Raw genomic sequence first — 16,785 nt, 5'->3', positions numbered from 1 at the left:
TTAGGTTTTGAGCTTACTCCTCAGCCCCAAGCAAATACTGTTTCTTAGGAGAGGGTTAGTCAAATTTCTATTTTGGTCAGGATGTCGCCCCGGTGAGGCTTTTGCACTAACTTGGGGAGACATCTCAGATGATTGCTGCAAAATTCGTATTAACAAATCACGTAATTTATACCGGGTATTGAAAAGCACCAAGAACTGAGTCAAAAGGACATTTCCAACCGTCCCAGGCTCTAAACTTCAAAAATTGCTGCTTGAGATCAAACCGTCTTGTAACCTCAACACCTTAGTTTTTACAGATGAGTCCGGCAATCCGTTATCTTCTGCTGTGCTGCAAAAAGTATGGAACGGACACACCTCAAAAATAAACGGGCGTGAATATGTCTCTTTGGGAGTTCTTAAAGAATTGGTAAAAAAAGGAAGCTTGCCCTTCTACCTAAAACCATATTCAACTCGCCACACCTTTGCTACATGGGCAATTACTCAAGGCGTTTCACCCGATAAAGTCGCCCGATGGATTGGGGACAAGGTAGAAACCGTTTTGAGATATTACTGCCATCCACAGGTAGTGGAGGCAGATTGCCCAGATTTTTAGTTTCTACTCAAATGCTACTCAAAACTTGGTTGTAAAGCCTTAAACCTTGGGCTGTGAGGTAGTCTTTTCTAAGCATGTTCGTTTTTCAATGCTAAACGAACAAGTCCATAACAGACTAGGGCATTAGCAATCAGAAAGAGGCGTGCTAAGTTACCAGTTCCTAATCCCCAGACTGCGGGATCGAAAAACGCACTTGTAGTTAAGCACGCGGCTACACCTAAAGTTGAACCAATGGCAAACCATTTCCAACTAGGATGTCCCAGCAGCAATGCCATTAACACAATGGGAATTAGTACGCTGGCAAATAGGGGATTCAAGGCATCAGTTCCCTGGAGAGTATTACCTAGTTCGGGAATTGAACTGCCCAAAACCCGGAAAGGCCATTGGGGAAGATCAAAAATATAGATTCCCTTGAGGAAGAATAATCCAGAACTGCCGGCAATTAGTCCACTAGATAAAGACCAACTCCAAGTAAAGGGGAAGTAAACCCGTAAAAACCAAGCTAGCAGATAGGAACCAACTACCATTAAAATCTTGGGTAAGAGTGCGATCGCACCACCATCAATCCAAAAGCCAGGGTTAAGATAGCCGTTATCCCGTAACCACCGAAAGAAATCTGGAAAACTGATTTGTCCGCTAAAGGCTAGTTTGACTGCTGCTTCTGCATTGAGTTGTCCAGCGCCATAATAGTTCAAACCATCATCCTGGATAACTCGCGCTGACTGTTTGAGGACTTTTAACACTTCATCTGGTTCTTTGATGCCAGCAGCTTTAATTAATGCTGCAACACCAGCAACGTGGGGAGAAGCCATGCTTGTACCCTGGAAGCCCAGAAATACGCCTTCGCCCTTTTCATCGATAGTTTCTTGGAGAATCTTACCAGCTTCACTACCACCAGGAGCAGAGATATCTACCCCAGCACCAAAGTTAGAATAGGGCGCTCTTTCGCCATCTGGGCCAATTGCCGAAACGCCGATGACGTAGGGATAGCGGGCAGGATAGCTTGCTCCATTGGTATTTTCATTTCCGGCTGCAGCGATGATCACTACACCTTTTCTATGGGCATACTCGATCGCTTGTTTCATCAACTGGCTTTCACCGCCACCACCCAAACTCATATTAATTACATCTGCGCCTTTATCAGCAGCAAACTTAATCGCTTCGGCAATATCGGCAACAGTACCACCACCATAAGAACTGAGTACCTTCAGCGGCATCAGACTAGCTTCGTAGGCAATTCCTGCAACGCCATATTTATTATTTGTGGCTTGGGCAATAGTTCCAGCAACATGAGTACCGTGGCCGTTATCGTCTGTGGCTTCTTCTCGGTCGTTAACAAAATCATAGCCCTTGACGAATTTTGTCTCATACAAGTCGCGAACTTTGGTAATTCCGGTGTCAATAACTGCGACTGTGATGCCACTGCCTTTGGTTTGACTCCATGCGCCTTCAATACCGATTTTGTGCAAGTTCCACTGCTTGCTGTAATATTGGTCATTAGGGCCAGTTAATGAAGGACTTGCTTCTTCATCTTCTTGGGGTGTTAAAAATTCTCCCAGCCAAGCGACTTCACCTGGTTGAGGAATCTTGCTGTAGATATAGTTTGGTTCAATGAATTCTGTAGCTTGGGCAAACTGAGATTTTTTCAGTTCTTGGAGCCGTTGGCGATCGCCCTTGATAATATACACATTATCTTTTTTAGAAAACTTGTTGTCTAATTGGGGTGTAACGTTGTATTGTTTGGCGATCGCTTGCAAATCCTGTTCCACCACAAGTGATGGAATATCTTCCCGAAAATCAAGCAAAATCGTCTCAAACTCTCCTTTAGCTGCCAATCCCTGAAAATTCAGGAAACCAAATATGGCAGCTCCCAGCCCAATGACAAACAAGCACCATAATATAAGTTTTCTCATATTAACTCATCACCGCTTTTTGCCAGTTTGCTCATACCATAACTTATCTGGACTCCTTGTTGGTAGATTTTGCACTTTTAGTTACAAGTTTCACTCAGGACTGAGGATTTTTTTTAACGATGGAACGTGGTCTTTTGTGGTTGCCGCTGTTAGTAATGTTTTTCTGGTTGGCTTGGCAAGGCTCAAAGGAGTATCAAAAAGTCGAAGCCTATCGCACTTGGGCAGAGCAATTTGAACGGGCCAAGTATGATATTTATGCTGTATTAGGTCAAAAATATAACAATATCACTTGGGGAAAACCCACGCCTCAAGGGCCTATTAAACTAGAAACATTCTCCTTGCTTGATATCAAACAAATCCAGTTTTTAGTAGATGAAAAATCAGTAGATGTAAACAATCCACCGGATAAAGGTCGTTCTATAGAATTAGAATTTCTATTTTCCGAATCTACTAACTCAGTGCGGGTTCCGTTTACAGAAATCCCTTTGGCAGCAGAATGGGGGAAGTTTTTGCAGGGGCGATTACAAGACTTGCGATCGCAACCACAGCAGTAGTTATATTAAAACTATAAGTTCCAAATAGTACGGCTATTTCTAGTCAAAAATTTAGATCGCTACTGGTGATATGATTCATGGGTAACGACGTTTTTATTGAAAAGATGTTTTTTGGAATTGCTTTTACTTGACTACGATTTATTAAACATCTCCATAAATTAAATATACGTTATCCAAAACCCTTGCAGAGACGTAGCTGTACTACATCTCTAGATTCTTTTTCACTCCTTCCTATGTTTATTGCGCCCCTATGGGTATTGTCTATCTAATTGAAAGCCGTCTTAAAAGTCGATTCATGTTTGGATTACACTTCCACTCAGTTGACCCGACCCAGCTATGCTTGAATGATGAATTCAGAGGCAGTAACATAGGGCGCACCAGCAAGTTGTGCAAATTGACCACCAGTGCCGAAACCAGCAGCACTACCATTTTGATTGTAAAATAACTGCCCAGTCATCTGGTCGTAGACAATTACAGCATTGCTAAGTGCCCCTAAACTGGTAATTTGAAAATCACTGGCCTTACTAAAACCCGTTCCCACAACTGAAGTAATAGCAGTAAAGGTTGTCTTATCGAGGACAATCTTATCACCTTGAGAGCGATTGAAGTCAGCGATGGTATCAATACCGACAACAGCGCTATTAAAGATGGAATTGGTGTCGTAGAGGAAAGAGTCAGCACCTGCACCACCCACAAGAGTATCATTGCCTTGTCCACCAATCAGAAGATCGTTGCCAGTACCACCCCGCAGCAGGTCGTCACCACCGCTGCCATCGATGGTATCATTACCCCCTTGACCATTAATCACATCGTTGGAACTGTAAAAACCGCTGATGTTATTGTTTAAGTCATTGAGGAAAGTGACAGTGTTTGCTGTAGAAATATACGTTGCAGTGGAGCTGGCATTAATCACATCAAAGCTTTTGGTAACACTGGTTTCTCCGTCAAATATGATATTGCCGATGGCAGGTCTTGTTGTCGATGCAGCTAAGTTGTCTAGGTTTTCTAACTTAAAGTTTTGCAGAGTGACTTTGGTATTAGCCACATTTCCAAAGGTGACTTCTAAATTGCTGCCATTTTGAGTTAATTGCAGATTTCTCGCAGTCAATTCAGTCCCAATAAATTGCAAGGTGTCTATCTTGGCAACCACCGCAGCCGAAGGGTTTGAGCTAGTACCTACACCACCAAAGTCAGTGATGCTGTAATTGCCATCGCCTCGTCGGATAAGAAAGGTGTCATTGGAGTTAGTGCCATTGAGAACTTGAATTTGCGGGACAGGAGCGGGTCTGACTGTGCCACTAATGGCAAAGTTAAAGGGGCTTTCATCAATATCGTTGTTGTTTAAACTGAAGCTGCCACCATAGCTACCGGATGTAGTCGGGTTGAGTGCCACCGATATGGTAATAGAAGCATTAACAGCCACACTCGTTGGAAGAGTTCCGACTAAACTAAATCCGTCTGGAAGTTTAAGACTACTCAGCTTAAGTGGGCCTGTACCGGTGTTCTTGATGGTAAAGGTTTTGGTCAAGGTGTCACCAACAGTCGTTTCACCAAAGTTAATGGCAGTGGTGTTGCCATCTGTAATGTCAACAGTGCCATTGAGAACTTGAATTTCCGGGGTACTAACTGTGCCACTAATGGCAAAGTCAAAGGTGCTTTCATTGATATCGTTGTTGTTGAAACTGAGGCTGCCACTATAGATGCCGGGTGTAGTGGGGTTGAGTGCCACCACTATATTGGTGGAAGCATTGACAGCCACGCTCGTTGGAAGAGTTCCGACCAAACTAAATCCGTCGGGAAGTTTAAGATTACTCAGGTTGAGTACAGCTATACCAGTGTTCTTGATGGTAAAGGTTTTGGTCAAGGCCTCACCAACAAGGGTCTCGCCAAAGTCAATAGCAGTGTTGCCATCAATAATATTAACTGTGCCATTCAGAACTTCAATCTCTGGGGTTTTGCTAGAACTGCGGGGAGCCTCGTATGCACCAATATCAATCACTGTACTGCCATTCCCATCACCATCATAAGGAGTCTTATTAGTGATGTTATTGAAGGCATTAGAACCACCATCGATCGCAACACTTTCAGGTTTAAGTGCAAAATTCCTTTTGTCTGCATCAACAAATAGAGGATCTTGACCCAAAAGATTCTGTAGCCCTGTAGCGTTTAAATCATCTGAAGCTTGGAATAGGTTCGAGTTATAAACAAGATTGTGATCGAAGGTGACATTTGTGGCATACCTGATTCTGTTAGCATTTTGATTGTCGCTTGCATACAAAATGTTGTTGTAGACACGTACATTTTCCGAGTAAGTAACACCAATCTCTCCAGCATCTGTAATAACTCGGCCATTCTTGTAAGCCGTGTTGTTGATAACATCAACATTGGCAGCTTTGAAAACATTAATACCTGCACCTCCATTGTTGTAAGTGGTGTTATTTGTAATTAATGACTTACCTGTATAGTCCACATTATCTTTGCCGATATTGGTAGTATCAAGCATAATCCCATGTCCCTCAGTGATTTGGTCAGTGCCTCCTCCTTTCCACGGAACTAAACTTTGGTTATCGTAGACAATGTTGTCTCGAAAAATCATTCTGTAGTCAGTGGTATTGTTATCAAAATTAAAACCTCGGAGAGAGGTTATTCCCTGATTGCCGTAAGGCGAATACCAAGCGTTTCCAGACACAATGTTTTTCTCAACAGTTATATAGTCTGAATTACTGAATGCTATGCCTCCACCTGGAAAGTTACGGATTTTGTTACCAGTGATGACAATATGATGGGGATTAGTACCACCAACACCCTCGGCGTTTTCCCATGCAGCAACAGCAATACCATTACTATTGGTCAAGGGGTTATTAAGGTTATCCTTCTCTTGTAAGGCATATTCGAGAGTGATGTTTTCCCGATTGCCTTTTATATCAAGTCCTTCAATCCGCACGTAGGATGAACTCAATATATTAATGCCACTTCCTGTTGTTGTGATCGTAGGCGTAGCCCCTGGATAAGCTTTTATTGTTGTCCATTTATCTGGTGAGCCATTCAAGTTAAAAAGCGTAACCCCTTTCATTTGATAATTACCATTCATGACGTAGAGCGTGTCGCCTGCTTTCATCTCATACACGGCTCTACCCAAGTTGAGAAATGCAGAATTTTCATTTAAGCCATTATTTCTATCACTGCCTGTTGCAGAAACGTAGTATGTTGTGCCAGCCATTTGTTTACTCCGAATATGTGTAAGGGAATTTGGTAGTAAAATTTCAGCAACTTTTTTCAGTTGCTAAGTAGTTATTTGAATGATTCATCTATCTGCACTGTTAAGGACAGTCACAGTTATCCGATCGCGACTTAAAATCGCGTCGATTGTAGAAACGCTGTTATAAACCTGAAAAACTTTTCTCCTGTCAACCGTTGATGGTTAAATCAGGAATATCAATACTGTCAATCGTCAGAGTTTTGTTGAAGATAATTGGACGATTAGTGCGCAGACGCTTCTACTCCAGACTTCATCTTTAGCATCTGCGTAGGCGTAGCTCGCCGTAGACATCGCTGCTCTTTTAAAACCAGTTTTAGCATCTGCTATATTCGATAAAACAATCGTATTTGGCATAGTTATTACTCTGAACTTTATGCGTTGTTTTAGGTCAGGGTGTTGCCAAATCTGCATAGTAAAATTCACCCTTAAGTGATAATTGGGGACTTAAAGTTAAAGCGATCAAAGTAAAATTGGTTGAAACTTTAGTTAGGTTGACCCTTGAACTTAAGGGGACTAATGTAACAACTTAGTTGAACCTGTTTTAAGCGGTGTAACTGAGCGTTGTGAACTTGGATTAAAACTAACCTTTACAAATAGCACTTGATATCAGTAAATGTCCGGAATGTGGTAAGTTTTTTTACAACAAAACTCAAAAAACTATGGAGGTGTTTGGTGGAGTCAGTCGTTGAAATCAGGTAGGGGGAAGAGGGTTTTAGCCTAGTTCATCAATCTTTGAGATAGTTTGGTTTGATAACGCTAACTTACTTAACCTTCATAATATGAACACTGAAATAAACTCCAGAATACCTGTTGCTTTAACCATTGCTGGTTCAGATAGCGGTGGTGGTGCCGGAATTCAAGCTGATTTACGTACCTTTGCTTTTCACTGTGTCCACGGTACTAGTGCTATAACCTGCGTCACGGCACAAAACACTCTAGGAGTGAAGAGAGTTGACGCTATGCCAACAGAGGCTGTTGTGGCGCAAATTCAGGCAGTAGTTGAGGATATTGGCATACAAGCTGCCAAAACGGGAATGTTGCTCAATCAAGAAATTATTTTTGCTGTTGCCCAGCAAGTGGAAGCTTTACAAATCAATAATTTAGTAGTTGATCCAGTAATGGTGTCACGCACGGGAGCACAATTGATTGATGATGATGCTGTAAAGACTTTATGCCATGCCTTGATTCCCAAAGCGGTTATGATTACGCCCAATCGTTATGAAGCCCAAATTTTGAGCGGTTTACAAATTAATTCTTTAGAAGATATGCAAGCCGCTGCTGAAATTATTCACAAGACTTTAAAGACGAAGGTTGTTTTAGTCAAAGGCGGAGGTATGCAGGGAGATTTGCGTGGCGTTGATATCTGGTTTGATGGGGACAAGTTGGAAGTTTTGACTTGCCAGCAAGTAGAGACAAAAAATACCCACGGTACTGGTTGTACACTATCGGCTGCGATCGCTGCTAATCTAGCTAAAGGAAAAGATTTGTGGCAGGCAGTGCAACAGGCAAAGGAATATGTGACTACCGCACTCACTTACGCCCTAGATATTGGTGAAGGGCAAGGCCCTGTGGGACACTTCTTCCCATTGTGGGGACTAGGGACTAGAGACTAGGGATTAAGGATTGGAGACTGGGCATTGGAGATGGGGACTAGAGAAAAGTTTTCTCAGTACCTCATCCTCAATGCCCAAATAAAAAATCTTTGCCCTTTCGGTATTTTTCTATTATTCTTGGGCATAGTTTCAGGGGTGACTATCTCTGTTAGCATCTCTGTACGATCTAATTACTTTGATTTTTAATACCAAGCCCCCGATGCGAACAACCATAGGTTCTGTTCACAGAAATTCGCCAACATCGAGTACTCAAGCCTACCATCCCTCTGTACCACTATCTGTATACAGGGAATTGTCAACAGAGTTGCAAGCAGCACAGGCGAGGCTAAATGCACTCACCACCCAAAATCAGCAACTAACGCAAGAAAATCAACTATTACGCCAAGAAATTACCAAAGTCGTTGAGTCTTTTTCTCGCTTGCAAAATTTTGTGGATTCCCATGCTACAGCTAATTATCCCCAACCTAACCAAGCTTCTGGCGACGTTAAAAGTGCCGCTAAACAGCCAGTAACGCAAGCGCGTTCACCTCAGCAGGTTTCTCGTTCGCGTCCATCTGTGGTGTCCAAACAACCAGCCGAAAAAAGCCGCCGCCAAGACTTTTCTGCACCTGTAATGGAAATGAATTTTCCGATACCAGAACCAGTTTTTATAGAAGAGCAACAAGTCAGTTACTATTCCACTACTGAGCCAAATGTCAAGGGACTCAATGGCTGGTGGTTAATTATTACCATCTTGTTAATCATGCTGACTGCCTTTAGTGCTGGATATTTCGTTGTGCGTCCCTTGTTTGAACACCAGAAACGTTAGTTGACATTCCCACAGTCAGCAGCAGTAGCAGGCTTTCGGGCGACCGTATAATTTGGCTGCAATCACTCTCTAAATATCCAAACAAATCTGCTAAATGGTGGAAACGATCTATTTTTAGGTTATAAAAGCTACATAAAATGCTAAATTGACAGCAACTTCTTTATGTTAGAACCTCAAAGATTATCCAATTAATAAATCCTTGCCGCTTTTTATGTCATAAACCCTCAAGTAAAGCACTTACACTTTAAAAAAGTTGTAATTATTACATATTTTTTAGGAAAAGCACCGCTAGTTACAGCTTCAGACAGCGGATCTGGTTAGATATATAAACGAAGCTAGTAGAAGTCAGGAGTAAAGAAGATGAAAAAAGTAGAAGCTATTATCCGCCCATTTAAGCTAGATGAGGTGAAAATTGCTTTAGTTAACGCTGGTATTGTTGGCATGACTGTTTCTGAAGTCCGGGGGTTCGGACGGCAGAAAGGTCAAACTGAACGGTATCGTGGTTCTGAGTACACCGTTGAGTTTCTGCAAAAACTCAAAGTGGAAATCGTAGTTGACGACAATCAAGTTGATATGGTGGTGGACAAAATTATTGCTGCTGCCCGCACTGGTGAAATCGGCGATGGTAAAATTTTCATCTCGCCTGTTGAGCAAGTGATTCGGATTCGCACCGGCGAAAAGAACACAGAAGCAGTTTAAAAAAGTTATGAGTTAAGAGTTAAAAGTTATGAGTTGTAAGTCAGGACTAATGAATGAAGATTTAGCAGAATTCATAAATCCTAACTCTTGCACAGACGCGATTAATCGCGTCTCTCGTAACTCTTGTACAGACGCGATTAATCGCGTCTCTCCTAACTCTTGCATAGACGCGATTAATCGCGTCTCTTCTAATTCTTCACCCTCTCTAATTGCGGAAGTAAAGCTGTAAAAGCCTTGCCTCGATGGCTAATTGATCTCTTCAACTCCCGTGTCATTTCAGCAAAGGTCAATTGCAGTTCTTGCACATAAAAAATTGGGTCGTAGCCGAAACCACTATCACCACGGGGTGTATGGAGAATTTCGCCGCGACAAACACCTTCAGATTCTAATATGATCGCACCATCGGGACGAGCGATCGCTACTGCACAAACAAATTGAGCTTGCCGATTTACCTCGTTGCCTAATTCTCTGAGTACTCTAGCAATCCGTTCTGAGTCGGTTTTGGCGTAACGTGCAGAATATACTCCTGGTGCGCCATTTAGGGCATCTACTTGCAGTCCCGAATCATCAGCAATTGCCCAATTTCCCGTAGTTTTAGCAATTTGTGACGCTTTTAGACAAGCGTTAGCGGCAAAAGTTTCGCCCGTCTCTTCAATTTCCAACTCTTCAGGTTTGAGGGTTAATTCCCAACCAGAATTTTCCAGGTAAGCCTGCATTTCCCGCAGTTTACCTGGATTTCCTGTGGCTACTACAAGTAATTTGGTCATTAGTCATTGGTTATTGGTCATTGGTTATTAGTCATTGGTCATTTACCAAAGACAAAGGACAAATGACTAATGACTAATAATGAATTTTACTCCGCCCACTGTTTCGCCCAAGCAAGAGTTTGATGCACTTGCTCAATTGTCGGGGCTTCGCAATATAGCCGTAAAACTGGCTCAGTCCCGCTAAACCGAATCATTAACCAGCTTTTATCAGCTAGACGATACTTGTAGCCGTCAATTGTTTGGCAATCAATCACTGCTAACCCTGCAATTTCTGTTAAGGGTTGGGTTTGCAATTGTTGCAAAAGACGCGATCGCACTTGCATATTTGCTAGGGGTAAATCAATGCGATCGTATGCTGAGGTAAACCCTGTTTGTTTCTGCAAGTAGCGATAATATTCACCTAAATCCAAACCAGATTCTACAATCGCTTCTAGTACGTACAAGGCTGACAATAGGGCATCGCGTTCGGGAATATGACTACCATAGCCAATTCCCCCCGACTCTTCACCACCCAGTAACACTTTTGCTACTAACATTCTGTCAGCGATATATTTATAACCAACCGCTGTCTCAAAGACTGACAGGTTATGTAGTGCTGCTACAAGGGGCATCAAGTCGGAACCACTAACAGTTTTAACTATTTCTCCAGTAAAACCGCGCCGCAGGGTTAAATGGTCGATTAATATCGGGATTAATACTTGAGAACTTAGGAAGTTAGCTTCTCCATCTACTGCTGCAATGCGATCGCAGTCTCCATCAAATACCAACCCCACTGTTAAACCTGATTTATCGGTTTCTCGGTCAGCCTTGATGACTTCAAATAGCTTTGAAAGGTATTTAGGCAAGGGTTCTGGCGCGCCGCCACCAAATAGGGGATCGCGATCGCTATTGATTTCTTTAACCTGATTGCCTAGTAGTTTCGCCAATCCGCCAGCCGCAGCGCCATGCATGACATCGGCAAATAACGTTAATTTACCAGATGCGATCGCTTCTCGAAGTTTAGCGATATCAACTTTACCTTCTAGCGCTTGGGTGTAACTGGGCCAGGGATCGAATTTCTCTTGCTTACCTGGGGTAGCTGCTAGTGGTACTCCATCTGACAATTGCGCTTCTATCTCTTTTGTGACTTCTGGCGGTACTGAGCCACCAAAATAACCTTTGACTTTTAACCCTAAATATGTACCTGGATTATGGCTAGCTGTAATTACCAGCGCCCCTAAAGCATTGAGTTCTTTTGCTGCCCAACTATAAGCTGGGGTTGGAGCATAGTCTTCACTCAACAACACATCAAATCCGACAGCACTGACAGAATCGGCGACAGCACGAGCAAAGTCTTCAGCCATGAATCGGCGATCGTAACCGACAATTATTGTTCGGCTACCAACCGTAGAAAAATATGTATCATATAATACTTTTGCGGCAACTGGTGCGACCAGGGCTAGGCGTTCAAAGGTGAACTCGTCACCAATAACGCCCCGCCAGCCGTCTGTACCAAACTTGATTGAGTTAGCTACAACTGGCATCTAGGTATCCTAACTGTCTACTTGAGGATTCTAGCATTTATACAGTGTGCAGAGTAAAAAAAGAATCTAGTAATAATATGTACTAATAATATTCAACACAAAATTTGTGATTAATTTTTTAAAATTTAGGGGTAGCTTGAACAGAGGAATAAAACCAAACACTAAGAATCCTTGATTTTCTTAGTTGAACAAAGTTAAACCCAACCTATAAATATTTGATTTTTTCAGAGGGATAAAAGAGCGCTAACTGGATACTCAGAAATGTTTTGGTTATTTGGGCGTTGGCTGGTTGTCTAGTGTGGAGATCGGTGATTTGAAAGTTGATACTAAATATGGGATTGAAGAAGATAGGGCAGAGATTAAGTGAGTCGGGACTGTTATCGACACTACTGACAACGATTGGTAAATTAACTGTTTCTTGAAACTCAGCTAATAGAGGAGCTTGCAATATTAGTTTTCAATTCCTAATTCATATTCAACATGATTTATAAAAATTATTTTATGGATATCGCTCTGTATAACTTGAATAGACGCGATCGCTTTTCTAAAAAAATATAAATATTAATAATCCTTAATAGTATTAACTATTAAGGATTGTTAACATGAGCCAAAACTGCTCACAAACCTGATTGTTCCTTAAAAATCATCGAGAAACTGACTAAGGCGACTGATTACGGGGTCAACCTCTTGAGGAGGGGTAGCAACAGTATAAGAAGTATTATTTACTACTTCTAATTGACTTGGAGACGGAATGAACGATCGATCGTTGACTATAAGCGCCAGTTGTGCAACTTGTTGAGAAAGTTGCAGTAGATGATGTTCCATCGCCTCCAAACGATTAGATCCCTTGGCAAAAAAACGTTCCTCAAGTCCAGCCACTTGACGTTGCAGTTCACCGATTTGTTGATCAATCGGTGTTGTGACTGCTGCTGTTTGTGGAGCAGGTTGTACAGGTTCCGGTACACATAAAGATTGCCATAAGGCTTCTTTACAGAGGTCGCTGAAAGTCTTGTCTGGTTGTTTTTCCAAATAACTTTCTACTTGCGCTAACAAGCTTTCATCAGCAAGCTCTGGGTTGAACGTGACGGATTTAACTACCTTTTTTGACCATTGGAACATCAGCTTTATGCCCTAGCAGCGCGATTGGAGGATAATTGTGCCTCTCCATAAATATACTGCCCCAAAGCATTCGCCTGACGGGAAGGTGCTGCTAAATGAGCATTAATCTTTGCTTCCTTGAGCAGACGTTGAACGTCATCCCAGAAGAACTCACCACCGCCACCAGTGAGAATCACATCGGTGACGCGTTCTGGCAACCAGGCTAGTACACGGCTACAGATTTCACGAGAAAACATCTCTGTAAGGTTGGGAAGAAAATCGTCTAGGTTGGTGGGCTTGCTAGCGCCTTTAGGACGGTAAAAGCGTTCACCTCTGGGTTTGTTTACAGCGGAAATCAGCGCCAGAGATTGACTATCTGCTCCCTCGATTTCGGCAGACACCAATTCATAAAACTTATTCATCCCGAAGTCTTCGCTCTTGGAAGCACCTCTGGCAAAACGGAAGTTATCTACCATCAAAAGATCGACGGTTTGATGTCCAATATCGACGATCGCCACCGATATTTTTGTAAAATCGGGGCTACCAGGGTTTTTCTTGGGTTGAGCTTCAGACCAGAGCAAGCTGCCGTAGCCCTCTGGCATTACCCATACCTTACTGACGTTGAGCGACACAGATTCGCCTCGGAAGTTCAACACATGAGGCCCACCTACTTGGCTAATCAACTGTGCTTTTTCTTTTTCAAATTGCTCTAAGGAAAGAAAAGGCAGACCCAGTACAACTGAGATATCGTCTCTGAGTTTGAAGTAGCCAGCACTTGCTAATACTTTTACCAGTGCAGCTTCTACCTTAGATTGGCCAACTCCTAGATTTGCCCCAAAATCGGCTGCCAGTTGACCAACAGCATATCCATTTCCTTGATACTCCAGCCACAAATCCATTAAGGGGTCAGTAGCCCTGGCTTCAAAAACACCACCGCGTACTTGTTCGATTGACATCTGCTTGACGTTGGCAGGTACGAACACCACATTACCGGGTTCACGACTCACACAAGTTTTTGTGGAAGTTCTGCCTAAATCAACACTGAGAATAGTTTTTCCTGGAACACCGGTTGGCTTGGGAGTATTATTAACAGCATTGATGGGAGTCGATGCCGACACCCTATTCATGGGTATAGCAGCAGCATTGATTGGGGTAGCAGCGGAAGGTTGGTCTGTCATGAAAGCTCCTAGTTCAAACTTAACTGTAAAAAGTTGTCATGCTCATCTTACAAAAATGCGAGCAACCAGAAATTCTAGGTTGCGTCAAGTGTAGCTAGAAATACGCCAAAAATTAATTCCGGCGATACCTCTGGTAAGCTCTGCCAACGCATATCTAGTATTATTTGGCATAGTGTAGGCGAATTTTGGCCAGATGTAACCCCTACTTTCACTGCTTTCAAACCAAAAGCGTCCGTGTTTCATCTTCTAGTGCGTCTTAACTGGCGCTTGAATATCCAGAAAACAAATGCTAGAACCAAACCGCCAAGTACGATTTTGGATACAGGAGCAAGGTACTTGTCCACAAGTTCATACTGACTACCCAATATGTATCCTGAGTATGTTAACAAACCCACCCAAGCAGCGCTACCTAATGTTGTGTAAAACAAAAATGGTAGCAAAGGCATATTGCTGATCCCTGCGGGAACAGAAATCAAGGTGCGGATTCCTGGTACAAGACGACCAATTAATACTGCTGTTTTACCTTGTCGGTCAAACCACTCTTTGGCCTTGGTAATATCTTTACTGGATATAGCCAGCCATTTGCCATACTTGTCAGCCCAAGCTTTCAAACGAGTTTCACCTAAAAACTTACCTGGATAGTACCAAATAAGTGCGCCCAATACAGAACCCAAAAGTCCTGCGAAAAACACACCAATGATATTTAGCTTTGCCCCTCCTGGTTGATATGGACTTGCTGTAAATCCAGCCAGTGGCATAATCAATTCTGAAGGAATTGGGGGAAAAAGGTTCTCTAGGAACATTAGTATGGCGATTCCCCAATAGCCAAAATAGTTGATAGTGTTAGTTATCCATTCAAGCATTGAGTCAATTCCTGAAATTGCTGCACTAGTCTTGTTACTAAGATTGAGCCTTAGTTTTTTAAAAGGTAATTATCCCTGCTTGCTAGAGTCAAGGTAACTTGGCTACACTAACTAAAAGTTGCATCACAACTTCAAAATAGAGGAAGACAAGTGGAAGCTAGGGGTCTGTTTGATTAATTTCGAGGGTTAGAAAAGTTCGTAAGTAGCTCTAATCCTTGACATTGAGCGATAAATCGCTTACTACAAACCTCACAAAATTAATGAAACGAACCACTAGGTTTTGTTTTCTAATTTTTTAGATCCCCCTTAGTCAGTTTTGTAAAAAAACTAGGGAGGATCTAAAGACTTGATGGCAAATTTAAAAACATACTCTAGGGTTTTCTTCTGATACCAATTTGAAAAATGATTGCGACAGATGGAAAACTGAAACACTTATCCAATGGATGTTTCACAATCCAAAATCTAAAATCTAAAATCCAAAATGGTATGAGTTGGTGGCTGTGGGAGAGTAGGGAGAAAATTTTACCTTACCCCCTCATCCCCCTCATCCCCTTTTCTTCTAGGCTGTCGGGGTCAGTGATTGTACCCTTGGTTCCGATTGCCAGTCTAATGGATTCCAAACTCGATCTTCCAGCGCCATCTGTTCAATCAAACTTGCCAGTCTCAGCGCTTTGAGAGCTTGTTCACCACCTACTGAGGGTTGATTGCCACCATGTACACAGTTGACAAAATGTTCTAATTCTGCACTTAGAGGTTGAATATTGCTGGTGTAGACTTTTTCAATCACACCATCTTGCCTGTAAAGTACTTGTCGGTGGTCGGTGAGAGAATTGGCAGCTGTTTGTCGGTGAATCAAAATTTCATTCTTGAGAAAATCTGCCTCAGTAAATGAATTTTTGCAATGGGCGACAATCCGGCGAATTTTTCGGTGAGTGACTTTACTGGCAGTCAGAGTAGCAACAATACCATTGGCAAACCCCAAAGTGGCAGTTACGTAATCTAAATAACCAGAGTCCAAGGAGCGAGTACCACTAGCAGTCAATTTTGTGACTGGGGAAGCAGCTAATTCTAAAAGTAGGTCGATGTCATGGATCATTAAATCCAGCACAACTGAAACATCGTTTGCCCGATCTGAGTAAGGACTCATTCTGTGGGCTTCTAGCGCCAGTAATTCCTCTGTTTTTAGAACTTGGCTCAGTTCTTTAAAAGCTGGGTTAAAACGCTCAATATGACCTACTTGTAGGATACACCCAGACTCAGCTGCGGCATTTACTAAAGACTCTGCCTCAGAAATACTGGCTGCGATCGGTTTTTCAATCAAAACATGAATTCCCGCTAACAGACAGTTGATGCCCACGGCATAGTGCAGACGGGTGGGAACAGCTACACAAACTGCTTCCACAAGGGGTAGCAGATCGCAGTAATCTTCAAAAAAACGCACCTTGTAGTTGCTGGCAGTTTCTAATCCTCGCTCGACGTTAATATCTGCCACTCCGACTAGTTCAACATCTTTCATTGAACTCAGCACGCGAGCGTGGTGTTGTCCCATGTTACCCACTCCAATCACGCCTATGCGGATTGGTCGTGGCTGGTTGCGCTGTGTATATGGATTTGGTTCTGCCACTGACATGCTATTTTGCACTATTATTCTCTCCTCAACCACCAAATTTAGAGACGCTACGGCCGTTGGCGTTTATACTCGAAAGCCGGTTACGATCCGTCTAAAACCATCCAGATGGTAACATAGAGCCTATGTTTATGAAGAATTTCAAAGTTTGTGATCGGTTCCCGTAATCCAAATATCTTTTGTATAGATATTTCCAGTTTGCTTTGGATTTTGCACTTTCGACAAAAATATATGTATTTTTATTAACTTTAAACCTTTCAGTAAGACCTAAGTATAAATTCTCCTTGGCAT

13 protein-coding genes are annotated in these 16,785 nt (G+C 42.4%); 5 read left to right on the top strand and 8 right to left on the bottom strand.

Annotated features, from left to right (window positions below; genetic code table 11):
• Positions 1–244: 244 nt before the first annotated feature.
• Complete coding sequence (locus tag HWQ42_RS14285; RefSeq protein WP_292813033.1) at positions 245–592, top strand: hypothetical protein; 348 nt, start codon at positions 245–247, stop codon at positions 590–592.
• 68 nt (positions 593–660) lie between these two features.
• Here HWQ42_RS14285 and HWQ42_RS14280 read toward each other — a convergent pair whose 3' ends face one another.
• The gene (locus HWQ42_RS14280; protein ID WP_292813030.1) at positions 661–2,505 is read right to left on the bottom strand and encodes a S8 family peptidase; all 1,845 of its coding nucleotides are present in this window, start codon (positions 2,503–2,505) and stop codon (positions 661–663) included.
• 119 nt (positions 2,506–2,624) lie between these two features.
• Between HWQ42_RS14280 and HWQ42_RS14275 the strand changes: the two genes are divergently transcribed.
• A complete protein-coding gene (locus HWQ42_RS14275) occupies positions 2,625–3,059 on the top strand; it encodes a hypothetical protein (RefSeq protein WP_292813027.1) in 435 nt (144 codons plus the stop codon).
• A gap of 334 nt (positions 3,060–3,393) precedes the next feature.
• Here the strand turns inward: HWQ42_RS14275 and HWQ42_RS14270 are convergent, their stop codons facing one another.
• Positions 3,394–6,279: a choice-of-anchor D domain-containing protein gene (locus HWQ42_RS14270; protein WP_292813025.1), complete on the bottom strand. Its 2,886-nt coding sequence runs from the start codon at positions 6,277–6,279 to the stop codon at positions 3,394–3,396.
• 818 nt (positions 6,280–7,097) lie between these two features.
• Here HWQ42_RS14270 and thiD point away from each other — a divergent pair.
• The 3 genes from thiD (at position 7,098) to HWQ42_RS14255 (ending at position 9,438) form a co-directional block, all read left to right on the top strand.
• A complete protein-coding gene (gene thiD, locus HWQ42_RS14265) occupies positions 7,098–7,931 on the top strand; it encodes a bifunctional hydroxymethylpyrimidine kinase/phosphomethylpyrimidine kinase (protein ID WP_292813022.1) in 834 nt (277 codons plus the stop codon).
• A 199-nt stretch (positions 7,932–8,130) separates the two neighbouring features.
• Entirely contained in the window at positions 8,131–8,739 is a 609-nt protein-coding gene (locus HWQ42_RS14260) for a hypothetical protein (RefSeq protein ID WP_292813020.1), read from the top strand.
• A 360-nt stretch (positions 8,740–9,099) separates the two neighbouring features.
• Positions 9,100–9,438, top strand: a complete 339-nt coding sequence (locus HWQ42_RS14255) for a P-II family nitrogen regulator (protein WP_012410794.1) — start codon at positions 9,100–9,102, stop codon at positions 9,436–9,438.
• A 188-nt stretch (positions 9,439–9,626) separates the two neighbouring features.
• On the opposite strand, the gene rdgB is transcribed toward HWQ42_RS14255, so the two are convergent.
• The 6 genes from rdgB to HWQ42_RS14225 form a co-directional block, all read right to left on the bottom strand.
• On the bottom strand, positions 9,627–10,205 hold the full coding sequence (gene rdgB / locus HWQ42_RS14250; protein ID WP_292813017.1) for an RdgB/HAM1 family non-canonical purine NTP pyrophosphatase: 579 nt from the start codon (positions 10,203–10,205) through the stop codon (positions 9,627–9,629).
• 86 nt (positions 10,206–10,291) lie between these two features.
• On the bottom strand, positions 10,292–11,728 hold the full coding sequence (locus HWQ42_RS14245) for a phosphoglucomutase/phosphomannomutase family protein (RefSeq protein WP_292813014.1): 1,437 nt from the start codon (positions 11,726–11,728) through the stop codon (positions 10,292–10,294).
• A gap of 636 nt (positions 11,729–12,364) precedes the next feature.
• Positions 12,365–12,847 carry a plasmid segregation centromere-binding protein ParR gene (locus HWQ42_RS14240; RefSeq protein ID WP_292813012.1) on the bottom strand — a complete coding sequence of 161 codons (483 nt, stop codon included), beginning with the start codon at positions 12,845–12,847 and terminating at the stop codon, positions 12,365–12,367.
• Positions 12,848–12,852: 5 nt separating this feature from the next.
• On the bottom strand, positions 12,853–14,004 hold the full coding sequence (locus tag HWQ42_RS14235) for a ParM/StbA family protein (RefSeq protein ID WP_292741513.1): 1,152 nt from the start codon (positions 14,002–14,004) through the stop codon (positions 12,853–12,855).
• 239 nt (positions 14,005–14,243) lie between these two features.
• The gene (locus HWQ42_RS14230; RefSeq protein WP_292813009.1) at positions 14,244–14,867 is read right to left on the bottom strand and encodes a DedA family protein; all 624 of its coding nucleotides are present in this window, start codon (positions 14,865–14,867) and stop codon (positions 14,244–14,246) included.
• Positions 14,868–15,426: 559 nt separating this feature from the next.
• Positions 15,427–16,509 carry a Gfo/Idh/MocA family oxidoreductase gene (locus tag HWQ42_RS14225; protein ID WP_292741509.1) on the bottom strand — a complete coding sequence of 361 codons (1,083 nt, stop codon included), beginning with the start codon at positions 16,507–16,509 and terminating at the stop codon, positions 15,427–15,429.
• Between the last annotated feature and the right edge of the window lie 276 nt (positions 16,510–16,785).

The sequence above is a fragment of the Nostoc sp. JL23 genome (genome assembly GCF_017115065.1).
GTDB lineage: Bacteria > Cyanobacteriota > Cyanobacteriia > Cyanobacteriales > Nostocaceae > Nostoc > Nostoc punctiforme_A.
The sequence above is the reverse complement of the archived record's forward strand: the minus strand, read 5'-3'. Positions and strand labels throughout refer to the sequence as shown.

What these genes read in the sequence shown, in the direction of transcription:
- HWQ42_RS14280 (WP_292813030.1), bottom strand. Translation starts at nt 2,505, where the DNA reads ATGAGAAAACTTATATTATGGTGCTTGTTTGTCATTGGGCTGGGAGCT.
- HWQ42_RS14275 (WP_292813027.1), top strand. Translation starts at nt 2,625, where the DNA reads ATGGAACGTGGTCTTTTGTGGTTGCCGCTGTTAGTAATGTTTTTCTGG.
- HWQ42_RS14270 (WP_292813025.1), bottom strand. Translation starts at nt 6,279, where the DNA reads ATGGCTGGCACAACATACTACGTTTCTGCAACAGGCAGTGATAGAAAT.
- thiD (WP_292813022.1), top strand. Translation starts at nt 7,098, where the DNA reads ATGAACACTGAAATAAACTCCAGAATACCTGTTGCTTTAACCATTGCT.
- HWQ42_RS14260 (WP_292813020.1), top strand. Translation starts at nt 8,131, where the DNA reads ATGCGAACAACCATAGGTTCTGTTCACAGAAATTCGCCAACATCGAGT.
- HWQ42_RS14255 (WP_012410794.1), top strand. Translation starts at nt 9,100, where the DNA reads ATGAAAAAAGTAGAAGCTATTATCCGCCCATTTAAGCTAGATGAGGTG.
- rdgB (WP_292813017.1), bottom strand. Translation starts at nt 10,205, where the DNA reads ATGACCAAATTACTTGTAGTAGCCACAGGAAATCCAGGTAAACTGCGG.
- HWQ42_RS14245 (WP_292813014.1), bottom strand. Translation starts at nt 11,728, where the DNA reads ATGCCAGTTGTAGCTAACTCAATCAAGTTTGGTACAGACGGCTGGCGG.
- HWQ42_RS14240 (WP_292813012.1), bottom strand. Translation starts at nt 12,847, where the DNA reads ATGTTCCAATGGTCAAAAAAGGTAGTTAAATCCGTCACGTTCAACCCA.
- HWQ42_RS14235 (WP_292741513.1), bottom strand. Translation starts at nt 14,004, where the DNA reads ATGACAGACCAACCTTCCGCTGCTACCCCAATCAATGCTGCTGCTATA.
- HWQ42_RS14230 (WP_292813009.1), bottom strand. Translation starts at nt 14,867, where the DNA reads ATGCTTGAATGGATAACTAACACTATCAACTATTTTGGCTATTGGGGA.